20 protein-coding genes and 1 pseudogene are annotated in these 20,899 nt (G+C 72.4%); 11 read left to right on the forward strand and 10 right to left on the reverse strand.

Going from position 1 to position 20,899, the window contains the following annotated elements; translation table 11 throughout:
• Both AC3ETA_RS41005 and AC3ETA_RS41010 read left to right on the forward strand, forming a co-directional pair.
• Positions 1–558: a PadR family transcriptional regulator gene (locus tag AC3ETA_RS41005; RefSeq protein ID WP_432197995.1), complete on the forward strand. Its 558-nt coding sequence runs from the start codon at positions 1–3 to the stop codon at positions 556–558.
• Between the two features lie 10 nt (positions 559–568).
• Positions 569–1,300, forward strand: coding sequence for a class I SAM-dependent methyltransferase (locus AC3ETA_RS41010; RefSeq protein ID WP_432197996.1), 732 nt, complete (start codon positions 569–571; stop codon positions 1,298–1,300).
• Between the two features lie 32 nt (positions 1,301–1,332).
• On the opposite strand, the gene AC3ETA_RS41015 is transcribed toward AC3ETA_RS41010, so the two are convergent.
• The 4 genes from AC3ETA_RS41015 to AC3ETA_RS41030 all read right to left on the reverse strand — a co-directional run bounded on the left by AC3ETA_RS41015 (position 1,333) and on the right by AC3ETA_RS41030 (position 4,864).
• A complete protein-coding gene (locus AC3ETA_RS41015; protein ID WP_432197997.1) occupies positions 1,333–2,076 on the reverse strand; it encodes a GntR family transcriptional regulator in 744 nt (247 codons plus the stop codon).
• Positions 2,077–2,206: 130 nt separating this feature from the next.
• Positions 2,207–3,373: a serine hydrolase domain-containing protein gene (locus tag AC3ETA_RS41020; RefSeq protein ID WP_432197998.1), complete on the reverse strand. Its 1,167-nt coding sequence runs from the start codon at positions 3,371–3,373 to the stop codon at positions 2,207–2,209.
• A gap of 108 nt (positions 3,374–3,481) precedes the next feature.
• Positions 3,482–3,886, reverse strand: a complete 405-nt coding sequence (locus AC3ETA_RS41025) for a nuclear transport factor 2 family protein (protein ID WP_432197999.1) — start codon at positions 3,884–3,886, stop codon at positions 3,482–3,484.
• Between the two features lie 9 nt (positions 3,887–3,895).
• Positions 3,896–4,864, reverse strand: a complete 969-nt coding sequence (locus AC3ETA_RS41030; RefSeq protein ID WP_432198000.1) for an acetylxylan esterase — start codon at positions 4,862–4,864, stop codon at positions 3,896–3,898.
• A 141-nt stretch (positions 4,865–5,005) separates the two neighbouring features.
• Between AC3ETA_RS41030 and AC3ETA_RS41035 the strand changes: the two genes are divergently transcribed.
• Together AC3ETA_RS41035 and AC3ETA_RS41040 are read left to right on the forward strand one after the other, a co-directional pair.
• Positions 5,006–5,470 carry an amidohydrolase family protein gene (locus tag AC3ETA_RS41035; protein WP_432198001.1) on the forward strand — a complete coding sequence of 155 codons (465 nt, stop codon included), beginning with the start codon at positions 5,006–5,008 and terminating at the stop codon, positions 5,468–5,470.
• Between the two features lie 86 nt (positions 5,471–5,556).
• A pseudogene (locus tag AC3ETA_RS41040) lies at positions 5,557–5,772 on the forward strand (8-oxoguanine deaminase); the annotation flags it as partial.
• A gap of 70 nt (positions 5,773–5,842) precedes the next feature.
• Here the strand turns inward: AC3ETA_RS41040 and AC3ETA_RS41045 are convergent.
• The 3 genes from AC3ETA_RS41045 to AC3ETA_RS41055 all read right to left on the reverse strand — a co-directional run bounded on the left by AC3ETA_RS41045 (position 5,843) and on the right by AC3ETA_RS41055 (position 7,875).
• Complete coding sequence (locus AC3ETA_RS41045) at positions 5,843–6,364, reverse strand: Rv1733c family protein (RefSeq protein WP_432198002.1); 522 nt, start codon at positions 6,362–6,364, stop codon at positions 5,843–5,845.
• Positions 6,365–6,512: 148 nt separating this feature from the next.
• Positions 6,513–7,277, reverse strand: a complete 765-nt coding sequence (locus AC3ETA_RS41050) for a ferredoxin reductase (RefSeq protein WP_432198003.1) — start codon at positions 7,275–7,277, stop codon at positions 6,513–6,515.
• Positions 7,270–7,875 (reverse strand): sulfite oxidase-like oxidoreductase, encoded by a 606-nt coding sequence (locus tag AC3ETA_RS41055; RefSeq protein ID WP_432198004.1) that lies wholly within the window; start codon positions 7,873–7,875, stop codon positions 7,270–7,272. Before AC3ETA_RS41055 ends, AC3ETA_RS41050 begins: the two co-directional genes overlap by 8 nt.
• Before the next feature lie 305 nt (positions 7,876–8,180).
• Between AC3ETA_RS41055 and AC3ETA_RS41060 the strand changes: the two genes are divergently transcribed.
• Positions 8,181–9,002, forward strand: coding sequence for a putative protein N(5)-glutamine methyltransferase (locus tag AC3ETA_RS41060; protein WP_432198005.1), 822 nt, complete (start codon positions 8,181–8,183; stop codon positions 9,000–9,002).
• Positions 9,003–9,064: 62 nt separating this feature from the next.
• Here the strand turns inward: AC3ETA_RS41060 and AC3ETA_RS41065 are convergent, their stop codons facing one another.
• Positions 9,065–9,775 (reverse strand): hypothetical protein, encoded by a 711-nt coding sequence (locus AC3ETA_RS41065; RefSeq protein WP_432198006.1) that lies wholly within the window; start codon positions 9,773–9,775, stop codon positions 9,065–9,067.
• Between the two features lie 492 nt (positions 9,776–10,267).
• Here AC3ETA_RS41065 and AC3ETA_RS41070 point away from each other — a divergent pair, with 492 nt between their 5' ends.
• Entirely contained in the window at positions 10,268–11,659 is a 1,392-nt protein-coding gene (locus AC3ETA_RS41070) for a family 2B encapsulin nanocompartment shell protein (RefSeq protein ID WP_432198007.1), read from the forward strand.
• Positions 11,646–12,932 (forward strand): SufS family cysteine desulfurase, encoded by a 1,287-nt coding sequence (locus AC3ETA_RS41075; RefSeq protein WP_432198008.1) that lies wholly within the window; start codon positions 11,646–11,648, stop codon positions 12,930–12,932. The genes AC3ETA_RS41070 and AC3ETA_RS41075 overlap by 14 nt, the downstream gene beginning before the upstream one ends.
• A gap of 103 nt (positions 12,933–13,035) precedes the next feature.
• Here AC3ETA_RS41075 and AC3ETA_RS41080 read toward each other — a convergent pair whose 3' ends face one another.
• Positions 13,036–15,114, reverse strand: coding sequence for a SpoIIE family protein phosphatase (locus tag AC3ETA_RS41080; RefSeq protein ID WP_432198009.1), 2,079 nt, complete (start codon positions 15,112–15,114; stop codon positions 13,036–13,038).
• A 267-nt stretch (positions 15,115–15,381) separates the two neighbouring features.
• Between AC3ETA_RS41080 and AC3ETA_RS41085 the strand changes: the two genes are divergently transcribed.
• Together AC3ETA_RS41085 and AC3ETA_RS41090 are read left to right on the forward strand one after the other, a co-directional pair.
• Positions 15,382–16,254 carry a hypothetical protein gene (locus tag AC3ETA_RS41085; RefSeq protein WP_432198010.1) on the forward strand — a complete coding sequence of 291 codons (873 nt, stop codon included), beginning with the start codon at positions 15,382–15,384 and terminating at the stop codon, positions 16,252–16,254.
• Positions 16,255–16,424: 170 nt separating this feature from the next.
• A complete protein-coding gene (locus tag AC3ETA_RS41090; RefSeq protein ID WP_432198011.1) occupies positions 16,425–16,805 on the forward strand; it encodes a hypothetical protein in 381 nt (126 codons plus the stop codon).
• A gap of 25 nt (positions 16,806–16,830) precedes the next feature.
• On the opposite strand, the gene AC3ETA_RS41095 is transcribed toward AC3ETA_RS41090, so the two are convergent.
• Positions 16,831–17,988, reverse strand: coding sequence for a M20 family metallopeptidase (locus AC3ETA_RS41095; protein WP_432198012.1), 1,158 nt, complete (start codon positions 17,986–17,988; stop codon positions 16,831–16,833).
• Positions 17,989–18,258: 270 nt separating this feature from the next.
• Here AC3ETA_RS41095 and AC3ETA_RS41100 point away from each other — a divergent pair, with 270 nt between their 5' ends.
• Together AC3ETA_RS41100 and AC3ETA_RS41105 are read left to right on the forward strand one after the other, a co-directional pair.
• Positions 18,259–20,274, forward strand: a complete 2,016-nt coding sequence (locus tag AC3ETA_RS41100; protein WP_432198013.1) for an oxidoreductase — start codon at positions 18,259–18,261, stop codon at positions 20,272–20,274.
• A gap of 51 nt (positions 20,275–20,325) precedes the next feature.
• The gene (locus tag AC3ETA_RS41105) at positions 20,326–20,877 is read left to right on the forward strand and encodes a PadR family transcriptional regulator (RefSeq protein WP_432198014.1); all 552 of its coding nucleotides are present in this window, start codon (positions 20,326–20,328) and stop codon (positions 20,875–20,877) included.
• Positions 20,878–20,899 lie beyond the last annotated feature (22 nt).

Genomic DNA, 20,899 nt, shown 5'->3' on the forward strand with positions numbered 1-20,899 from the left:
ATGTCCCTCAAGTACGCCGTCCTGGCCGCCCTTCTGGAGGGCGAGGCCTCGGGCTACGAGCTGTCCAAGGTCTTTGACATCTCGTTCGCCAACTTCTGGCCCGCGACCCCGCAGCAGCTCTACCGGGAGCTGGAGCGCCTGGCACAGGACGGCCTGGTCGAGGCCCGTTTCGTGCAGCAGGAGCGGCGGCCCAACAAGCGGATGTTCACGCTCACCGAGGCCGGACGGGCGGATCTGCGGAGCTTCGCGGCCGAGCCGCCCCGGCGGCCCACCGCCGTCCGCGACGAGCTCCTGATCAAGCTCCAGGCGATGGACGACTCCGGGACCACCCGCGCCATGATCGAGGAGCGCATGACCTGGGCGCGTGGCAAACTCGGCCGCTACGAGCGCGTCCGCGCGCGCATGCTCGACGGCCGGACCGAGGAGGAGTACCTGCGCGAGTCCGACCGCGTCGGGCCGTATCTGACGCTGCTGGCCGGGATTTCCTTCGAGGAACAGATCCTGAGCTGGTGCGAGCGGGTGCTGGTGGTCCTGCAGCAGCGTGTGGCGCAGGGGTGAGGTGAGCCGGATGTTCAGTCCCGAAGGCCCCTCCCTGCGCGAACTCACCGTCCAGGCCCTGTCGTCCGTCGAGCGCGGATACGACCTGCTCGCCCCGAAGTTCGACCACACGCCGTTCCGTACGCCCGACTCGGTGCTCGACGCCGTCGCGGCGGCGCTCGCGCGGACCGGACCGTACGACGACGGCCTCGACCTGTGCTGCGGGACGGGCGCCGGTGTCGGGGTGCTGGCCGAGGTGTGCCGGCGCAGCGTCACCGGCGTCGATTTCAGCGCGGGCATGCTGGAGGTGGCCCGGCGGCAGGCGCGGGACGCGAAGCCGCGTATCGGCTGGGTCCGTGCGGACGCCCGTGCCCTGCCCTTCGCCCCCGCCTTCGACCTGGTGGTGAGCTTCGGGGCGTTCGGGCACTTCCTGCCCCGTGAGCTGCCGGGCCTGTTCGCGCAGGTCCACTCCGTACTGCGGCCCGGCGGCCGCTTCGTCTTCCCTCTCGTGGCCCCGCCCCGGCCCCTGTCGGTCGCGTACTGGATGCTGCTGGGCTTCGACGCGGTGATGCGGGTGCGCAACGCCGTGTGGCGGCCGCCCTTCGTCATGTACTACCGGGCCTTCCGGCTCGGGGAGGTGCGCGCCGAGCTGGCCCGTGCCGGGTTCGAGGTGGAGCTGGAGGCCCTGCCCGAGTTCGGGCGGCGGCGGGACGGGAGCCCGCGGGTGCGGATGGTCGTGGCGCGCCGGCCGGGACCGGACTGACGGCGACATGGTGCGGCACCGGCCGGGTGCGCTCAGCCTGCCGCGGGCAGTGTGAACTCGTAGACCAGAGCGTCCTGTTGGGCGTCCACCACGAGGTCAGTGATCTCCAGGGGGCGGGCGTACTGGTCGTGGACGCATCGCGTCACGCGCACCGTGGACGCTCCCGGGAGCCGGGTGATGGCGTCGCGGTGGTGCAGCGAGAGGCCCGCCCTGCGCATCCAGTCGTAGGCGAGGCGCAGTTGGGCCGAACCGGTGGCGTCGGTGCGGTCGCGGTATCGGGCGAGTTCCGCCACTTCGGCCAGTGCCACCGCGGAGAACGATGTCACGGCCGTGCGCTGCCCCCGGCCGTCGGCGCCCGCGGACTCGTAGCGGTGCACCAGGGTTCGGCGGTGCGGGGCCAGCCCCAGTGCCTCGGCGTGCGCCGGCGAGGGCGTCTCCCAGGCGACGGTGGCGTGGGCGACGGCGCCCGGGCCCGTGCTCCGGGCGCCGACCGGGAAGGTGAGCGAGGCGGCCGTCTCGACCGGCAGGCCCGGCAGTGTGGCGTGACTGCCGCGCCGGTCGGTGGCCACCAGACCGCTGCGGCGCAGCACCTCCAGCGACTGGCGGACGGTCTCCCTGCTGACCCCGAAATGCTCCGCCAGATGCCGTTCCCCCGGCAGCCGTTCGCCCGGCGGGATCGTCCCGTCGCGCAGCTCGCCGAGGAGCTCGGTGGCGATCCGCCAGTACAGCGGCTGGGCTTCGGTGAGGGGGCGGTCGTGCGGGGTGGTGCGGGCCATGCCGCGCCTCCTGTTGGTGACGTGTTGTAGCCGTGCGGGCTCCTTGCGTCACCAGATCTAAGCAGTGGTCTAAACCAGCAGGGAAGGGAGGCCTCTCACTTCGGCCGAAACGGCCCGCGTCGAAGGGCCGTCACAGGGCCCCGTACAGGGCGTCGATCAGCGCCATCTTCCGCGGGTCGTCCGCGATATGAGGCCCCATCCGGTTCATCGTGTACCCCAGCGACACCCCGGCCTCCGGGTCCGAGAGACCGCACGAGCCGCCGAACCCGTCGTGTCCGAAAGCCCTCGGGTTGGGGCCGTAGGAGCCGTTGGGCCCGCTCAGCCACAGGCCGAGGCCGATCTCCGTCTCGTGTGCGAACCCGGCGCCCAGCACGAGATCGCGGCAGCTGCCCTGTCCCTCGCGCACCCGCTCGGCGGCCTCGGGGGACAGGACCCGATGGCCGTCGTGGGTTCCTCGCCCCGCGAAGATCCCGTAGAGCGCGGCCACCGCGCGCGCGGTGCCGTGCCCGTTCGCGGCGGGGATCTCCGCGGCCCGCCACTCGGGCGAGTTGGCCTGGGCCGCGCCCAGGATCGGGTTGGTCAGCGCGGCGAGCGCCGCGGGCGTCAACTGGCTGAAGATCGCCGCCTGTTCACTGGTGTCGGCGACCGGCGGCTGCACCAGTTCGGCCACCCGCCCGGACTCCTTCTCGGGCAGCCCGATCGTGAAGTCGAGCCCGAGCGGCCCGGTCACCTCCCGCTCCAGGAAGGCCCCCGACAGCAGCCCCGACACCCGCCGCACGACCTCCCCGACCAGGGAGCCGTACGTGAAGGCGTGATACCCGGACCGGGTCCCCGGCACCCACCACGGCTCCATCGCCGCGAGCCGCTGTGTCGTCAGCTCCCAGTCGCAGAGCTGCTCGAACGAGTGCGGCTCCCGCAGCCCGGACAGGCCGGCGCGGTGCGACAGCAGATGCCGTACGAGGATCTGCTCCTTGCCGGCCGCGGCGAACTCGGGCCAGTACGTGGCCACCGGCGCGTCGAGGTCGAGCAGGCCCCGGTCGGCGAGGATGTGGGCGCACAGCGCCGTCGGCCCCTTGGACGTCGACCACACGTTGACCAGCGTGTCGCGCTCCCAGGGGCGGCTGCGCTCCGCGTCGGCCCAGCCGCCCCACAGGTCCACCACCGTCCGGCCGCCGACGGTGACGGCGACCGCGGCGCCGAGCTCCTCGCGGTCCCGGAAGTTCGCCTCGAACGCCGCCCGCACCGCCGCGAACCGCGGATCGCACTGACCGTGCACCTGTGCCTCGTGCTCCGCCATCGGCCCACCCCTTGTCGTCCGCCGGAACCCCGGGCCGCGACGCCGCGACCCGGGCTCCCGAACGTACCGACTGGTCGGACTGGGCGGAAGGTGCCCGCACGGCCGAAGTCACACGAAGAACAGCGTGCCCTCCGGCTCCCGGTGCCCCTCGGTCGTGTGCCAGTAGTCGCGGGTCTCCACGGCCAGCCCCGCGGCGTCGAAACGCACGAAGACACAGCCGGCCAGTGTGGCGGGCGCGCCGTCCTCCTCGGAGAGGACCCGGAACTCGGCCACGGCCACACCGTCCGGCCCGACGACCGGGGCGGCGAAACGCACGTCGGTCACCCGCTCGGCCGCGAACGACCAGCGCAGATACGCGCCCAGCTCGGCGCGTCCCCGATGCGGCGCGCGGAACGGCATCGAGCGGTGGACGCAGTCCTCGGCGTACAGCTCCAGCAGCGCGTCCACGTCGTGCTCGGCCCAGGCCCTCCGCCAGACGCGCACGAACCGCTCCGCGGCCTCACGAGTCTCCATACCGCGCGCTCAGGCGTGCGAGCGCAGCCAGTCCAGCTTGGCCACTTCGTGGAACGGGCCGCCGCCCTCGTGGTCGTTGAAGTCGTACACCTCGATGGCCTTCTCGTCGTGGGCCCACGCGTTGAACGCCGCGAAGACGGTCGAGGGCGGGCAGGTCTGGTCCTCGAGCGCCGCCGAGAAGAGCGCCGGCGCCCGGCCGCGCGCCGCGAAGTGGACGCCGTCGAAGTACGACAGGGTCCGCAGCGCGTCCTCGGTGCGGCCCCGGTGCGTCTTCAGGTAGAGGCCGATCTCGCGGTACGGGTGGCGGTCCGTGAGGGTCGCCGCGCGCGGGAAGTCGCACAGGAACGGCACGTCCGGCGCGAGCGCCACCAGGTCCGGGACCAGGCCGCCGACCGCGATCGTGATGCCGCCGCCCTGGCTCGCGCCGAGCGCGACCGTGCGGGCGGCGTCGGTGAGGGGGTGGGAGCGGGCCGCCTCGACGGCACGCACCGCGTCCGTCAGCACCCGGCGGTAGTAGTAGTTCTCGGGCACGTCGATGCCCCGCGTCATGAACCCGGGATACGCGGGCGCGGCCCCCACCGGGTCGGGCGTCCCGCCGCCACCGCCCCACGCGCTGCCCTGACCGCGCGTGTCCATCATGAAGTGCGCCCGGCCCGTGGAGGCCCACAGCAGGTTCTCGTGCGGCAGTCCGCGCCCGCCGCCGTAGCCGATGAACTCCACGACCAGCGGCAACGGCTCACTCGCCCCGGCCGGCAGCCGTAGCCAGCCCTTCACCGGGTGACCGCCGAACCCGGAGAACGTCACGTCGTACACCTGTACGGTGCTCAGCCCCGTGTCGACCGGTTCGAAGCGCGCGTCCAGGTCGTGCTCGCGCGCCTCCTGGAGCGTCTTGGACCAGAACGAGTCGAAGTCCTCGGGCTCGACCGACTCGCTGCGGTACTCGCGCAGTTCGTCGAGCGGAAGGTCGAACAGGGCCATGACGGACCGCCTTTGCGATGAGTGACTGCGGATGATCACACCGTACGTCGATGATCGGAGGACTCGCCAGCTCTCCGGCCCGACCCGGGCCCACGATGGCGCCATGACGTCTGCCGTCGACCTTTCGGTCGAGACGCGGAAGTGCTGGTCGGAGATGCCGAACTGCTCGTCGTGGACAGCGGCTGGGAGATCCCCGGCGGCTGGCCGGCCGTCACCGATGGTCGGGTGACCGGTGTCGGCCCCGCCGGAAGCGAACCCGAGGCCCGTACGACCCTCCCGGCGTCCGGCCGGCGCGTCACCCCGGGCCTGATCAACACGCACCATCACCTCTACCAGAACCTCACCCGCTCCCACGCGCCCGCCTTGAGCGGCTCGCTGTTCGACCGGCTCACCACCCTCTACCCGATCCGGTCCCGTCTCGACGAGAAGGCCGCGACGTTTCGGCCTGCGTCGGTATGGCCGAACTCCTCATGGGCGGCCGCACCACGACCTCCGACCACCTCTGCCTCCATCCCCGCCCCCGTCTCGTCGACGCGGACGGGGGACTGCCGCCGAGGAGCGTCACCCAGACGCGGGACTAGGTCCTCGCCGACAGCGAGCGGCTGATCGGGACCCACCACGACCCCGAGCAGGGCGCGCCGGCACGGGTCGCGCTCGTGCCCTGCTCACCCTTCTCGGTCACGAGCTCGCTGATGACCGCGACCGCCGCACTCGCCGAGCGGCACGACGTACGGCTGCACACCCATCTCGCCGAGGACCACGACGAGGACACGTACCGCCTCGAGACCTACGGCTGCCGTCGCGTCGAGTACTTCGAGGAGACCGGGTGGTCGAGCGACCGCGGCTGGGTCGCCCACTGCTTCTGTCCGGACGACGCCGAGCTGCGCCGCCTGGCCGCGGCCGGCGCCGGTGCGGCGCACTGCCCCAGCTCCGACATGCTCATCGGCGGCGGCACCGCGCGCGTCAGAGCACGGTGCTTCACGCCCGGCGGCCTGTCCACGCCGGTTCGGTGCGGGCCCATTCCCGGTCCCACTCGGCGAGACGGCGACGCATCGTGGCATGCCGTACGACGGTGTGGCCGAAGAGGATCACGACGGCCGCGCCGCCCGTCGTGCAGACGCCGATGGTGACGGTGTTCTGCCAGACCGCCTGGGTGCCCGGGGGCGGGGTCACGCTGTGGCCGCGGGAGTCCAGCCAGACATCGACCTTCTCACCCGCCCCCGTCCCCGGCGGGACCCGTGCGACGGCCGTACGAGGGCCCCGCTCCGGATCCGTCCAGCGCACCGTGGCCGTGGCGGTCGGGTGCCGTCCGCTCTGCGCGAGAGGAGCGGTGCGCGAGTCCCGCTCGACGACCTCGGCCCGGACCTGACGGAGGGCCGCCTGCCGCTCCCGGACCATCGCCCGGGCGTCGCCGTGGGCCCACCAGGCCGCCGCCACCCCGGCAAGGGGTGCGACGACCAGCAGCAGGACGGCCACGGCCACCAGCGTCCACGCTTCCATGACATCCGACCGGCGCCGCAACGGACTCGACCGCAGGCGCCAGCCATGAACCCGGCTTCGCATGGCGTCCAGGTACCCCACATACCGGACAACGTTCCTGACGAATCCGGACCCGGGACACACGGAGAGCCCCGCGTGGGCCCGCTGATCAGCCGAAGCGTTCGATACGGATACGGTCCACGGGCTGTCCCGCCGCCACAAGCAGCCGTGAGGCATGTTCGGCGAACCCGTTGGTGCCGCACACATAGGCCTCCCACCCACCCGGAGGCTGCTCGGCCAGGAGCGGTGCCACATGTGCGGCGGCCATACGTCCCACCGCCACACCCTCCGGTGCGCTCCGTGTGAACACCGGCGTCGTCTCCGCGCCGTACTCCCGCGCGTAGACGAGCTCCTCGGGGCTGCGCGCCGACACCAGCAGCCGCAGCGGCACATCCAGCCCCCGCGCCCGGTGGTGCCGCACCATCGACATCAGCGGTACGACGCCGGACCCGGCGCCGAGCAGCAGCGCCGGCCGGTCCCCGGGCCAGGCGAAGAAGCCGCTGAGCGGGCCGCGCACCTCGACCGTGTCACCCGGCCCGGCCACGGTGTGGAACCAGCCCGACACCTCACCGCCGTCCACATGGTCCAGGGTGAGCTCGATGTGCCCGGAGTCGTCGGGCGCGGACGCGATGGAGTAGTGGCGCTGGGCCACATAGCCGTCCCCGGCGGTCAGCCGCAGCATCAGGTGCTGGCCGGGCAGATGGCCCGCCCAGTCGGGCACCGCGAGCCGGAAGGTCGCGGCGTGCGGGGTCTCGCGCCGGATCCCGGTGATCGTCGCCGTCTGCCACAGCGTGGCCGCCTGCTCGCCGACGGAGATCCGGCCGGGCACGGCGAACCGGGTCGGCGGCGTGTATGTCTCGGCTGTCTCAGTCACCGGAGTACCGCTGCTCCTCCCAGGGGTTGCCCCGGGCGTGGTAGCCGTTCTGCTCCCAGAACCCCGGCTCCTCGTGGTCCAGGACACGCAGACCCGCGATCCACTTGGCGCTCTTCCAGAAGTACAGGTGGGGCACCAGCAGCCGCGCCGGGCCACCGTGCTCGGGGGCGAGCGGCCGTCCGTCGTACTCCCAGGCGATCCAGGCCCGCCCACCGGTCACGTCGGCCAGCGGAAGGTCGGTGGTGTAGCCGGTGTGCGAATAGGCGACGACATGTGTGGCCGACACATGGGGCTGGACCACATTGAGGAAGGCGTCCAGCGACACGCCTCCGAATCGCACACCGAACTTCGACCAGCTCGTCACGCAGTGGATGTCGCCCTCGTACACCGACTCCGGCAGCGCGTGCGCCTCGTCCCAGTTCCAGCTGCGCGGCTCCTCGACCAGGCCGTCCACGCGGAACGACCACTCGGCCGGTGTCAGGTCGGGCGTGACCTCGGCGGACAGGACGGGCCAGTCGTCGCCCGCGTCGTACTGGCCGGGCGGCAGCGCTTCGTTGTGGACGCGTGGGCGTCCGGTGAAGCCTCGGGTGACGTTCATGCGGGTGGTGCCTCCAGGCCGGCGTTGGCGACGGCCCGCCGGCCGAGCGTGATCGGTACGTGCTTCGTACAACCGTACGCGTTCCGGCCGGGCCGCCCCACGGAGGGCCGGGAAGGGCCCGGCGGTCGTGATCGTTGGGGTAGTGTGGCCGTCCGGCCGGGGCAGTCCCGGTCCTGTGGAGAACCGGGAGGTGAGACCCATTACCGCTGTGTCAGGTCGGGTGCTCTCACCTCGTATCGGCGCGGACCACCGCCAGTAGGCGGCCGCGAGAGCATCCTTCGGCTTCCGAAAGGCTCTCGGCTTCCATGCCTTCTCTGTCTCCCCCCTCGCCTTCCCCCTCACCGCTGCCGCACGACGCCGTCGTGGCCGCACTCCGTGCCGCCGGCTGTGTCTTCGCCGAGGACGAGGCGCGGCTGATCCTGGCCGCCGCCCGCACCCCGGACGAGCTGGCCGCCATGGTGGACCGGCGCGTCACGGGCGTGCCGCTCGAACTCGTCGTCGGCTGGGCCGAGTTCCGCGGGCTGCGCATAGCCGTTGAACCCGGGGTCTTCGTGCCCCGCCGCCGTACCGAGTTCCTGGTCGAGCAGGCGGTCGCCGCCGCGCCCGACGCGTCCGTGGTGGTGGACCTGTGCTGCGGCTCCGGTGCGGTCGGCGCGGCCCTGGCCGCCGCCCTCGGCTCACCCGGCCCCGTCGAGCTGCACGCCGCCGACATCGACCCGGCGGCCGTGCGCTGCGCCCGCCGCAACGTGGCCTCCGACGGCGGGCGGGTCCACACGGGCGACCTGTTCGAGGCACTCCCCGACAGCCTGCGCGGACGGGTCGGCATCCTCGCCGCGAACGTGCCGTACGTGCCCACCGGCGAGGTCGCTCTCCTGCCCGCGGAGGCCCGCGACCACGAGCCCCGCGTCGCCCTCGACGGCGGCCCGGACGGTCTGGACGTGTTGCGCAGGGTGGCTGCCGGGGCGCAGCAGTGGCTGGCGCCCGGCGGCTGCCTGCTGATCGAGACCAGTGAGCGTCAGGCGCCGACGGCCCTGGTGGCCTTCACCGGCAGCGGGCTGTCGGCACGTCTGGTCGTCTCCGAGGAACTGCACGCGAACGTCGTGATCGGCCGTGTCCGGGACCACTGAGGGACCGGGTGGGGCCGAGGGCGGCGGGCCGGCGCAGGTCGTGGCGGGTCGGCGGGATCGGCTCAGGTCGTGGCGTCGCTGTGCGAAGGAGCGTCCGAAGGGCCGTCCGCGGGGCCGGAACCGGGGCGGTCCCAGTGCCTGGGCCCGGGGAACCTGCCGCGCCACTCACCCGGCCCCCGGTCCCGGTCCTTGCCTTCGTCCTTGCCCTTCTCCTTCTTCCGTTCCTCCCAGTTCCCCGCGAGGACACGGTCGGCCGTCCTGGTGTCGTCGTCGGCCCTGGTGCCGACGACGAAGATGTCGTCGCCCTTCTTGAGATCGCCGGTGCCGGAGCCCTTGTCACCGTCGTGGCGCACTGTGGTGTCCGAGCCGACGGTCCAGGTCCACTCGGCGCCGTCCTCGCTCTTCACCGTGACCTGGTCGCCGTCGACCTTCCCGACGGTGCCGCGCTGCCAGATCCGTACGACCCACTCGTCGGTGTCGGGGTCCTTCACGGTCGACTCGCCGTGCACGCCGGCTCCGCCGAGGCCGAACCGCATGCCGGGCCCGTGCCGGTCGCCGGGCGTGCCGGGTGACGGCGAGGCGGGCCCGGAGGCCGAGGGCGAGGCGGCGTCCCCGGAGCCCGGGGAGGTCGCGGCGTAGGCGACCGTACCCCCGAGGGCCAGGGCGGCGACCGTGGCCGCCGCGGTCACGGCCCTGGCGCGGCCGGACCTCCGCCGCCACAGTGCGCGCGGTGCCGCCCCGCGCGGGTGCTCCCGTTCCGGATCGTGTGTCACCGCTCGCTCCCCTCGGTCACGGCACCCGGCATCCCCATGCCGTGCCTTGCTGTGATTGTGGGATGCGCGCCATAAGGAACCAGTAATCAGTTCCTGTGAAAAGGGGCACCCGCATGGGCACCCACCCTGTCATTCGCGAGTATTTTCCGATTCACCCAATCACGCCCGGAAATGAGGTCGCATAAGCGGTGCTTTGGGAAGTCAAAAGCCGTCATACGGGGCCAGATCAAGACCTCTGTACGGCGATCGACCGGGCATCGCGCTGTTGGGTCACGCCGTGCCTCTGAACATGGTCCGCGGGTCCGTCACTGGTGGCGCCATGGGGCCGGGCGGACGGGCGGGGCGCGCCGGCTCTGCTCCGGGGCGCGGGTTTTCGGCCCGCGTCGTGTCGAGCGGCGCCCCGCGCACCTTGTGAGGGGCAGTCGTCGCCTGCACGATCGGCGTCGCTCGAACGAAGGCCAAGTCCGGAGCGATCGACCAGAGGAGACCCCTGTGACGACCGACCGCATCAGCCTCAGCCCCGAGGCCGCCCGGCAGCTCGCGACCACCACGAAGACCACACCACAGATGCGTGGAGTGACCCCGCGCTATCTGCTGCGTGCCCTTCCGTGGGTCGATGTGGAATCGGGTGTCTATCGCGTCAACCGGCGCCGCACCTACGTCCTCGGCGACGACCGCATCAGCACCCACACCGATGCGGGAAACCCTCGTGTGATTCCGGGGGACCTACGCGAGATCCCCTACCTCCGCGAGGCCGACGACGCGTTCCTCGGCCAACTCGCCGACGCCTTCACGGAGATGAGCTTCGAGCCCGGTCAGGCGCTGGTGCGGGAGGGCGACACCGCCGAGCACCTGTGGGTGATCGTCCGCGGCCGCGCCGAGAAGCGGACCACCGGCCGCTACGGCGACGAAGCACTGATCCAGGTCATCGGCGACGGGCAGTACTTCGACCTGGAGGCGTGGACCAAGGGCGCGTCCATGCCGTACGCCGTGAAAGCCGTCACCCCGGGCGTCGCGCTGCGCGCCGAGCGTTCGGCGCTCGATCGGCTCGTGGACCGCGACGACGCACTGCGCGGGGCCGTCGACTCGTACGCGGCGGGCGACATGCCCGCACCCGGCGCCGAGGCGCCGATCGACCTGAGCGGCGGCCACGCGGGCGAGGTCGACGTGCCGAGCACATACGTCGACTACGAGGACGCGCCGCGCGAGTACCACATGACGCTCGCGCAGACCCGGATGATGGTGCACTCCCGCGTCGCCGACCTCTACAACGGGCCGATGGACCAGACGCGCACACAGGCCAACCTGACCGTCCAGGCCCTGCGCGAGCGGCAGGAGAACCTGATGCTCAACCACCCGGAGTTCGGGCTCCTGCACAACGTGCCGGCCGGTCAGCGCGTGCAGACGCGCACCGGCGCGCCCACCCCCGACGACCTCGACGAACTGCTCGCGAAGGTGTGGAAGCAGCCCGCCTGCTTCCTGGCGCACCCGCGGGCCATCGCCGCGTTCGGGCGCGAATGTACCCGGCGGGGCGTGCCCCCGGTGACGGACAGCCGGTTCGGCAGCCCCCTGCTGACCTGGCGGGGCGTGCCGCTGCTCCCCTCCGACAAGGTGCCCTGCCCGAACGGCTCCGGCGACGCCGCCGGGACCACCGAGATCCTGCTGATGCGGACCGGCGAGGCGGAGCAGGGCGTGGTGGGGCTGCGCCCCGCGGGGGTGCCGGACGAGGTCGAACCCGGCCTGTCCATGCGGAACATGGGCATGGACCGGAAGGGCATCACGTCGTACCTGATGACGGCGTACTTCAACACCGCGGTGCTGGTGGACGACGCCGTCGCCGTGCTCCAGAACGTCGAGGTGTCCAAGTACCATGACTACTCCTGACGTCACGGCGTGGCCGGCGCGGTCGGCCGACCCGTCGTCGCGGGTGCGTGAACCCGGCGGTTTCAGCGCCGAGCTGGTCCGGCAGGACTTCCCGATCCTGCACCGCACGGTCAACGGCCGCCCGCTCGTCTGGCTCGACAACGCGGCCACGACCCAGAAACCGCGTCAGGTCATCGAGGCGCTCGCCGCCTACTACGGCGCCGCCAACTCCAACATCCACCGCGGCGCCCACACCATGGCGCGGGAGGCCACCGAGGCGTATGAGGCGGGCAGGGCGGCCGTCGCCGACTTCCTCGGCGCTGCCGGCCCGCAGGACATCGTCTTCGTGCGCGGCACGACGGAGGCCGTCAACCTCGTCGCCCAGAGCTGGGGGCGGGCCAACCTCGGGCCCGGGGACGACGTCCTGGTGCCGGTCCTCGAACACCACTCGGACATCGTGCCCTGGCAGATGGTCGCCAGGCAGACCGGCGCCCGGCTGGTGCCGATCCCCCTCACGAAGGACGGGGAGATCGACCAGGACGCGTACCGTGACCTGCTGTCCTCACGGACGCAACTCGTCGCGATCAGTCACGCGTCGAACGTCCTCGGCACCGTCCCGCCGGTCGGGGAGATGACGGCACTGGCCCACCGCTACGGCGCCAAGGTGCTGGTGGACGGTGCCCAGGCGGTGGCCCATTTCCCCGTCGACGTACAGGACCTGGACGCGGACTTCTACGCGTTCTCGGGCCACAAGCTGTTCGCGCCGACCGGTATCGGCGCCCTGTACGCGAAGCCGGAACTCCTTGCGGGGATGGCCCCCTGGCAGGGCGGCGGCAACATGATCGAATCCGTCGCGTTCGGCGAGACCACCTTCGCGCCCGTGCCGCACCGGATGGAGGCCGGCACCGGACACATCGGGGGAGTCGTCGGACTGCTCGCCGCCCTGAACTGGCTGACGGCCCTCGACCGTGAGGCGGTCGCGGTCTACGAGGGGGACCTGACGGCGTACGCGCACCAGGCCCTCGCCACCGTTCGCGGGCTGGAGCTGATCGGCTCGGCGCCCGACCGGATCGGGGTGCTCACCTTCACGCTCGCGGGACAGGACCCGGCCGCCGTCGCGGACTGGCTCGACCGTGACGGGATCGCCGTCCGCGCCGGTCACCACTGTGCCCAACCGGCCCTCGCCCACTACGGACTCGAGTCGGCGGCACGGGCCTCGCTCGCGCTCTACAACACCTACGGGGAGGTGGACCAGCTCGTCGCGTCACTGCACAGACTGCAAGAGTCCGCCTGACGGCTCGGGCGGGATCTGATCCCGGTTCGGGGCCGTGCCGCCGGAGACGGCCGTACGGCCCCGAACCCGGCGCGTCAGGCGGATGCCCGGAGGCGGGCGCCGCTCAACTCGTGGGCAGCACACGTGCGATGAGCAGTGCCACGTCGTCGGAGTTGTCGGGCCGGTGCAGGGTGCGCAGGAGGAGGTCGCAGCACTCCTCCAGCGGGCGGTCGGGTTCGTCGAGGAGCTCCAGCAGGGCGTCGAGGCGCTCGTCGAGCGGATGCTGACGGGTCTCGACGAGCCCGTCGGTGTAGAAGACCAGCTGGTCGCCGGGTTCGAGGTCCACGGCCGTCGTCGAGAAGGCGACGCCGCCGACGCCCAGCGGCGCCCCCGTGGGCAGTTCGAGGAACTCCGGGGCATGACCGTGGCGCACCCGAGCGGGCGGCAGATGTCCGGCGTTGGCGATCCGGACCTGCCGCAGCTTCGGGTCGTGCACGGCGTAGACGCAGGTGGCTATGGAGTGGTCGAGGTCCTGCGTGATCTTGTCGAGGTGCTCCAGGAGCCGTGTCGGTTCGAGGTCCAGGGACGCCAGGGTGTTCGTCGCGGTACGCAGTCGGCCCATGGTCGTGGCGGCGTCGATGCCGCTGCCCATCACATCACCGACGACGAGCGCCGTCTTGCCGCCGTCCAGCGGTATCACGTCGAACCAGTCCCCGCCGACCTCGGCGCCCGCGCCCGCCGGCTGGTAGCGGGAGGCCACCTCCAGACCGCCCGTCACCGCGGGGTGGCTGGGCAGCAGGCTGCGCTGGAGGGTCAGGGCGGTGTCGCGGGCGTTCTGGTACCAGCGGGCGTTGTCGATCTGCACCGCCGCGCGGGCCGCCAGCTCCCGGGCGAGCAGCAGGTCGTCGTCGCTGAACGGCAGCGGATTGCTGGTGCGCTTGAGATCGAGGGCGCCCAGCACCTCGCCCCGCGCGATGAGCGGCACCGCGAGATAGGAGTGCACTCCCGCGCGGCCCAGCTGCCCGGCGGCTTCGGGGGAGCGGGCGATGCGCGGCAGGTCCTCCTCCCGGACGCGGGCGACCAGCACCGGGCTGCCGGTGCGCACGCACTCGGTGACGAGGCGGTCCGGGCCGTAGTGGGCGACCTCACCCGGCGGATCGGCGGCGTCGAGAGCCTCCGTGGGGCCCTCGGCCTGGACGGCCAGGGCGCGGATCACCGCCGCCTCGGCCGGGCCGAGGCTCCTGCGCCTGCTGTCGACCACCGCTTCCAGGAGGTCGACGGCCGCGATGTCGGCGAGCTCCGGCACGGCGACCTCGGCCAGCTCGCGCGCCGTGCGGTCCAGTTCCAGGGTGGTGCCGATGCGCGCGGAGGCGTCGGCGATGAGATCCAGGCGCCGCCGTGCCGTCGCGGCCTCCAGCGCGGCCTGGTGCTGCTCGGTGATGTCGACGGCCATCCCGGCCACGCCGAGCACCGTGCCCGCCGTGTCCTCCAGGCGGTACAGCGAGACGGACCAGAAGTGCTCCCGGTCCGGATCGGCGGGCGTACGGCCCACGATGCGCTGGTCGACGAGCGGCTCACCGGTGCCCAGGACCGTGCGCAGGGCCGCCTCGATGCCGTCGGCGTCGATGCCGGGCAGCAGTTCGCGCGGTGTGTGGCCGATGTGGTCCTCGGCGGGGATGCCGTTGAGCCGGGCCAGCGCCGCGTTGACCGAGACGTAGCGAAGGTCGGTGTCGAGGACGGCCAGACCGATCGGGGCCTGCGCGATGGTACGCGTCGACAGCGCCACGTCCCGCTCCACCCGGCGGACCGTCGTCTGGTCGGCGCACAGGCCCAGCGCGTAGATGTCGCCCTGGTCGTCCAGCAGCCGCATGTTGCGGAACTCCACCAGGCGCGTGCCGCCGTCCTTGCGCCGGATGGGGAACGCCCCGGCCCAGCCCTCACCGGTCTCCATGACGTCGGCGAACAGCTTGACGACCAGGCCCAGGTGCTGTTCGTGGACCATGATCCGGGCGGCGTACTCGCCCAGCGCCTCCTGCGCCGAATAACCGAACAACTCCTCGGCCTGGGGGCTCCACAGCACGATGCGCCCCTCGACGTCCAGCACGACCGATGCCACGCCGAGCACGTCCAGCAGCCCGCTCGGACCCACCGGCCCGCGCACCGGCTCGTCGCCCTCGGCGCCGGGAGGTTCGGCTGGAGACATCCCACGCACCGCCTTCGCCCATCGTCGCGGCACGCCGTTCCCCGGTGCCGACTCCCCTTGTTCTACCGTGTTCAACCGTCTCCGGGCCCCCTCGGTCGCTCACCTCCACCATCCCTCAACACGGCGGTGGCCGTCCCCCGAAGGCGGCGCCGGAGCACGCGACTGTGGCCCATCAGACAGCGGGCGTTCTCTTGTTTGGTCTGTACATGACCACATCGCGCCGCCAGACTGTCGCCGACACGCCCCCACCCCCCGAGGAGTCGTCCCATGGCCCTGTGTGCCCGGCAACGTTGTCATGCAGTTCTGGCCGGCCTCGTCGCCCTGGCCTCCGCAGCCGTGCTGTCCTCCGCGGTGCCCGCGCAGGCCGCCGACACCTGGACGGAGGTGGGCTCCGACCGTGCCGACCCGCTGACCGAGAGCCAGGGTCTGGCCTCCATAGAGGTCCCGGCGAACAGCGCCAACCGCTACACCGGCATCGGCACCATCCCCCTCTCGGTCTCCAGCCGCGGCTGGAACCACGTGGGCGACCCCGACGCCTCCTACAACGGCTACTATGTCGAGCCGTACCAGGCGGACTCGGGCACCGCGAAGATGTTCCGGGTGCAGGCGCCGAACGGGACCTGGTCGGAATACGTGCACGCGCTGGGCTCCGGGGAGGCGCTGAACAACTCCTTCGTCGCGGTCGCGCCCGCCGGCCAGTGGATGGTCTCGGGCGAGTGGGGCACCATGACCCGCCTGCTGGTCCACCCCACTCCCGGCGTCAACCCGAGCACCTCGCCCTCGGCGAACCTCCCCTGGACCTCCAGCATCCGGCTCGACCACGCCGTACGCGACGTACAGGGCTGCGACTTCCTCGACGCGAGGACGTTGCTGTGCTCCTCCGACGACCCGGCGGGCACCCTCTTCGGCATGACCAAGCCGCTGCTCCGGATCGACCTCTCGGCCGAGCCGGGCAGCGCCGACGTGACCGGCCATGTCACGGCCCTGCGCCAGCTCCCGCTGCGCAGCTCCTGCTCGGGCGACTTCGAGACGGAGGGCATCGACTACGACCGCCGTACCGGCACCCTGCGTGTGATCGTCGTCTCGCCGGGCTTCTGCGTGCTGACCGACAGCAAGACGTACAAGTTCACGCGCGGCTGACACGGACGCGACGACGGCGCCGCCGGTGACCGGCGCCTGGCGCTTCCGACGGACCCGGACCGGCGGCTCCGCCGGTAGTGCTCCGGCGTGGGTGGTGCTTTTCTTGGGTTGGGGTCCGGTTCCGCGGCTACCCGTGGCACCGCGACGCGGCCACGAGAGGAGCGATCACGATGGAACGTGAACGACTGCACGAGGAGCCCGTCTCCGTCGAGATCAGCGGATGCAGTAAGGAAGACGCCCGGATCGTGTTCGACGCGCTGTGCACGTGCTTCGAGTCCGACCGGGGTCCCGAGGACGTACCGCAGCAGCTCCACGAGACGCGCCCGATGGTGTGGCTCGGCACGTTCGAGGTGACCGACGCGCAGGAGTGCCCGGCACCGGCCCGCCTCTCGTCCTCCGTCGAGGCCGACGCGCAGGGGGGCTACTGGGCCATCGAACGGCTCCGTACGACGCTGGACTCCCTGTTCGCGGTGCACGACCTGGCCTCCGCCTCGGGCGACCAGGAGCGGGAGCTGCACGTGGTGCTGGAGAGCCGCCCCGGCCTGTCCTGACCGAGTCCGGCAAGGGCGAGCTCGGTCATGACGGGCCCAGCAGGCCGAGCACGGCGTGCCGGTAGACGGCGTGGACGGCGGGCAGGTCCTGAAGACAGGCCCGCTCGTCCACGCCGTGCAGCCCGGCGTACCGCACCCCGAAGCCTGCCGTCGCCGGGACGCCCTCGCCCGCGAGCAGGTTGCCGATGTTCGACGGGCCGGCGGTCTTGGGCCGAACCGGCAGCCCTTCCCGCGCGGCGGCGTCCAGGAGCGCCGCCGCGGGCTGCTCCTCGGCGGCCAGCCCGTACGGCGGCCAGGACGCCACCGGCGTGATCACGGTCGGCCCCGGGGCGGGCACCCGCGCGTCCAGCTCGCCCATCGCCTCGCGGACCAGGCGTTCCGCGGCACGGGCGTCGAAGCCGGGCGTCGTGCGGATGTCGACACCCAGCTCACACAGGTCGGGCACCACCGAGAAGCCCTGGCCGCCGTGGCAGAAGGTCACCGTCAGCTTCGGCGGCAGCGGGAAGTCGCCGTCGGCGCCGGGCAGCTCCGTCTCCTCCAGGAGCCGTACGAGACGCGCCGCGCGGGAGACGGCACCCGGTGCGGTGCTGCGGGACCCCGAGTGGCCCGAGGCGGCATGCACCGCGATCGTGGCCCGCCAGAGCCCGCGCCCGCCCACGACGACCTCGTCGAGCCCCGGGTAGCCGATCATCACTCCGGCCGGCCGGACCGCCTCCGGGTCGGCCAGATAGGCGCGGGCGCCGCCGAAGCCGCCCGTGTGCTCGTCCACGTCGAGCAGCACCGCGAGCCCGCCGCGCAGGTCGGCGGCCCGGTCGTGCAGCTCGGCCGCGACGGCGCAGAACATCGCGGCGGCGAGCTTGGAGTCCGCGGCGCCCCTGCCGCGCAGCCAGCCGTCGACGACGTCACCGCAGTCCGGCGGGAACGTCCAGGCGCTCTCGTCCCCGTACGGCGCGGTGTCGACGCAGGCGTCCAGCGCCCACCAGGGGCCGGGCCGACCGCCCGCGACCTCGATCAGCAGGCCGACGACGCCGTCGTCGCCGCGCAGGCGTCGATACGGCAGCTCGCGCCCGGCGAGCCAGTCCTCCAGGACGCCGAGGACGGGGCCGTAGTCGTCGATCCCGGCGCGGCTGGGGCAGCGGACGAGGCGCTGGGCGAGGGCGATCGTGTCGGCGTGCGAGGTCATGGGGTCACTGTGCCTGAAGGGGATGCGTCGCGGCTGCGGGGGCGTGGGGGCTGGTCGCGCAGTTCCCCGCGCCCCTCAGGGACGTGAAGCGGACGTACCTCAAGGGGCGCGGGGAACTGTGCGAGCAACCACCCGCAATCCGCAGCCGCCCACTCGGCACACCCGTGAGTGGCCCGTGTCACCCCATCCCGGTTGTGCAACTAGTTGCATAAAGGCTTCCCCGTCCTCTACAACTACGTCAGGCACGACACCGCGCACGGAGGGGCCCCGATGAGCCGTTACCCGCACCTGCTGAGCCCGCTGGACCTGGGCTTCACCACGCTGCCCAACCGCGTCCTCATGGGCTCCATGCACGTCGGCCTGGAGGAGGCCGAGCGCGGCTTCGAGCGCATGGCCGCCTTCTACGCGGAGCGTGCCCGCGGGGGAGTGGGCCTCATCGTCACCGGCGGCATCGCCCCCAACGACGAGGGCCGGCCCTACGAGGGCGGCGCCAGGCTCACCACCGACGCGGAGGCCGAGCAGCACAAGGTCGTCACCGAGGCCGTGCACCGCGAGGGCGGCCGGATCGCGATGCAGATCCTGCACTTCGGCCGCTACGCCTACCACCAGGACCTCGTCGCCCCGAGCCCGCTCCAGGCGCCGATCAGCCCCTTCCCGCCGCGCGAGCTCAGCGACACCGACATCGAGCGGACCATCGACGACTACGCCCGCGCCGCCCGCCTCGCCCGGCAGGCCGGCTACGACGGCGTGGAGATCATGGGCTCCGAGGGCTACCTCATCAACGAGTTCATCGCGACCCGGACCAACCACCGCACCGACGGCTGGGGCGGCTCGTACGAGAACCGCATGCGTTTCCCGGTCGAGATCGTACGGCGGGTCCGCGAGGCCGTCGGCGAGGACTTCATCATCGTCTACCGGCTGTCCATGCTGGACCTGGTCCCGGGCGGCTCCACGCTGGACGAGGTGATCACGCTCGCCAAGGCCGTCGAGGCCGCCGGTGCGACGATCATCAACACCGGCATCGGCTGGCACGAGGCGCGCATCCCGACCATCGCCACCTCCGTCCCCCGCGGCGCCTACACCTGGGTCACCAAGCGCCTGATGGGCGAGGTGTCCGTCCCGCTCGTCACCACCAACCGCATCAACACCCCCGAACTGGCCGAGGAGTTGCTGGCCGACGGCTGCGCGGACATGGTGTCGATGGCCCGTCCGATGCTCGCCGACGCCGACTTCGTCGCCAAGGCCGCCGCCGGCCGCCCCGAGGCCATCAACACCTGCATCGGCTGCAACCAGGCCTGCCTCGACCACACCTTCAGCGGCAGGATCACCTCCTGTCTGGTCAACCCGCGCGCCTGCCACGAGACCGAGCTGACGCTCTCGCCGACCCGGCTGCGCAAGCGCGTCGCGGTCGTGGGCGCCGGGCCCGCCGGAATGGCCTGTGCCGTCAGCGCAGCCGAACGCGGCCACGACGTCACGCTGTTCGACGCCGCCGGTGAGATCGGCGGCCAGCTGAACGTCGCCCGCAAGGTCCCCGGCAAGCAGGAGTTCGACGAGACCCTGCGCTACTTCCGCCACCAACTCGACTGGCAGGGCGTGGCCGTACGGCTCAACACCTGGGTGTCGGCCGGTGACCTCGCCGCCTACGACGAGGTGGTCGTCGCCACCGGCGTCACGCCGCGCACCCCGGACATCCCCGGCATCGACCACCCCAGCGTGGTGGGCTACCTCGACGTCCTGCGCGACGGCGCCCCCGTCGGCCGGCGCGTCGCCGTCCTCGGCGCCGGCGGCATCGGCTTCGACGTCGCCGAGTTCCTCACCGACGGCGGCGACAAGGCGAGCGAGGACCCCGCGACGTACTTCCGGCACTGGGGCGTCGACATGGACTACACGGGACCCGGCGGCCTCGCCGCTCCCGAGCGCCCCGCGCCGCCGCGCACCGTCTACCTGCTCCAGCGCAAGACCACCAAGGTCGGCGCGGGCCTCGGCAAGACCACCGGCTGGATCCACCGCACCGAGCTCAAGCACCGCGGCGTCACCATGATCCCGGGCGTGCGCTACGACCGCATCGACGACGCCGGACTGCATGTCACCGCCGGCGAGGACAGCACGGTCCTCCCCGTCGACACGATCGTGCTGTGCACCGGCCAGGAGCCGCGCCGCGATCTGTACGAGGAACTGGTCGCCGCCGGACACAGCGCGCACCTCATCGGCGGTGCCGACGTGGCAGCCGAACTGGACGCCAAGCGGGCCATCAAGCAGGGCACCGAGCTGGCGGCCAGCCTGTAGACGAACGGGCGCGGTCGCGAGGCGGCGGCCGCACGTCCCTAGGATGACCCCATGTCCCTCCCGCACGCGATCCTCATCGCCCTGCTCGAAAAGCCTTCGTCGGGGCTGGAGCTGACCCGCCGGTTCGACAAGTCGATCGGGTACTTCTGGTCGGCGACGCACCAGCAGATCTATCGCGAGCTGGGAAAGCTGGAGGCCGAGGGGTTCATCCGGACCCTGCCGGCGCAGCAGCCGGCCCGTGGGCAGAAGAAGAGCTACGAAGTCCTGCCCGCGGGCCGCGCCGAACTGGCCCGCTGGACGGCCGCCTCCCAGGATCCGCGGCCGCACCGCGACACCCTGCTGCTGCGGATGCGCGCCGCGGCCGTCGTCGGGACCGATGGGATCGAAGCCGACCTGCGGCGCCATCTCGCCCTGCACCAGCGGCAGTTGGCCGAGTACGAGGAGATCGACAAGCGCGACTTCCCGCCCGGCAAGGACAGCTCGCAGGACCGGCTGCGACACCTGGTGCTGCGTGCGGGCCTCGATCTGGAGACCTTCTGGATCCAGTGGCTCACGCATGCCCTGGACGAGTTCGCCGAACTGCCGGGACACGGGACGGCGTGAGCCGCGCGGGACCCGGCGCCCG

It is taken from the genome of Streptomyces sp. bgisy027 (assembly GCF_057710365.1).

Excerpts from the sequence above, each read along its gene's own strand:
- AC3ETA_RS41045 (WP_432198002.1), bottom strand. The coding sequence starts at position 6,364 with ATGGAAGCGTGGACGCTGGTGGCCGTGGCCGTCCTGCTGCTGGTCGTC.
- AC3ETA_RS41015 (WP_432197997.1), bottom strand. The coding sequence starts at position 2,076 with ATGGCCCGCACCACCCCGCACGACCGCCCCCTCACCGAAGCCCAGCCG.
- AC3ETA_RS41030 (WP_432198000.1), bottom strand. The coding sequence starts at position 4,864 with ATGGCCCTGTTCGACCTTCCGCTCGACGAACTGCGCGAGTACCGCAGC.
- AC3ETA_RS41060 (WP_432198005.1), top strand. The coding sequence starts at position 8,181 with ATGCCTTCTCTGTCTCCCCCCTCGCCTTCCCCCTCACCGCTGCCGCAC.
- AC3ETA_RS41080 (WP_432198009.1), bottom strand. The coding sequence starts at position 15,114 with ATGTCTCCAGCCGAACCTCCCGGCGCCGAGGGCGACGAGCCGGTGCGC.
- AC3ETA_RS41105 (WP_432198014.1), top strand. The coding sequence starts at position 20,326 with ATGTCCCTCCCGCACGCGATCCTCATCGCCCTGCTCGAAAAGCCTTCG.
- AC3ETA_RS41090 (WP_432198011.1), top strand. The coding sequence starts at position 16,425 with ATGGAACGTGAACGACTGCACGAGGAGCCCGTCTCCGTCGAGATCAGC.
- AC3ETA_RS41085 (WP_432198010.1), top strand. The coding sequence starts at position 15,382 with ATGGCCCTGTGTGCCCGGCAACGTTGTCATGCAGTTCTGGCCGGCCTC.
- AC3ETA_RS41010 (WP_432197996.1), top strand. The coding sequence starts at position 569 with ATGTTCAGTCCCGAAGGCCCCTCCCTGCGCGAACTCACCGTCCAGGCC.
- AC3ETA_RS41005 (WP_432197995.1), top strand. The coding sequence starts at position 1 with ATGTCCCTCAAGTACGCCGTCCTGGCCGCCCTTCTGGAGGGCGAGGCC.
- AC3ETA_RS41075 (WP_432198008.1), top strand. The coding sequence starts at position 11,646 with ATGACTACTCCTGACGTCACGGCGTGGCCGGCGCGGTCGGCCGACCCG.
- AC3ETA_RS41100 (WP_432198013.1), top strand. The coding sequence starts at position 18,259 with ATGAGCCGTTACCCGCACCTGCTGAGCCCGCTGGACCTGGGCTTCACC.
- AC3ETA_RS41020 (WP_432197998.1), bottom strand. The coding sequence starts at position 3,373 with ATGGCGGAGCACGAGGCACAGGTGCACGGTCAGTGCGATCCGCGGTTC.
- AC3ETA_RS41055 (WP_432198004.1), bottom strand. The coding sequence starts at position 7,875 with ATGAACGTCACCCGAGGCTTCACCGGACGCCCACGCGTCCACAACGAA.
- AC3ETA_RS41095 (WP_432198012.1), bottom strand. The coding sequence starts at position 17,988 with ATGACCTCGCACGCCGACACGATCGCCCTCGCCCAGCGCCTCGTCCGC.
- AC3ETA_RS41025 (WP_432197999.1), bottom strand. The coding sequence starts at position 3,886 with ATGGAGACTCGTGAGGCCGCGGAGCGGTTCGTGCGCGTCTGGCGGAGG.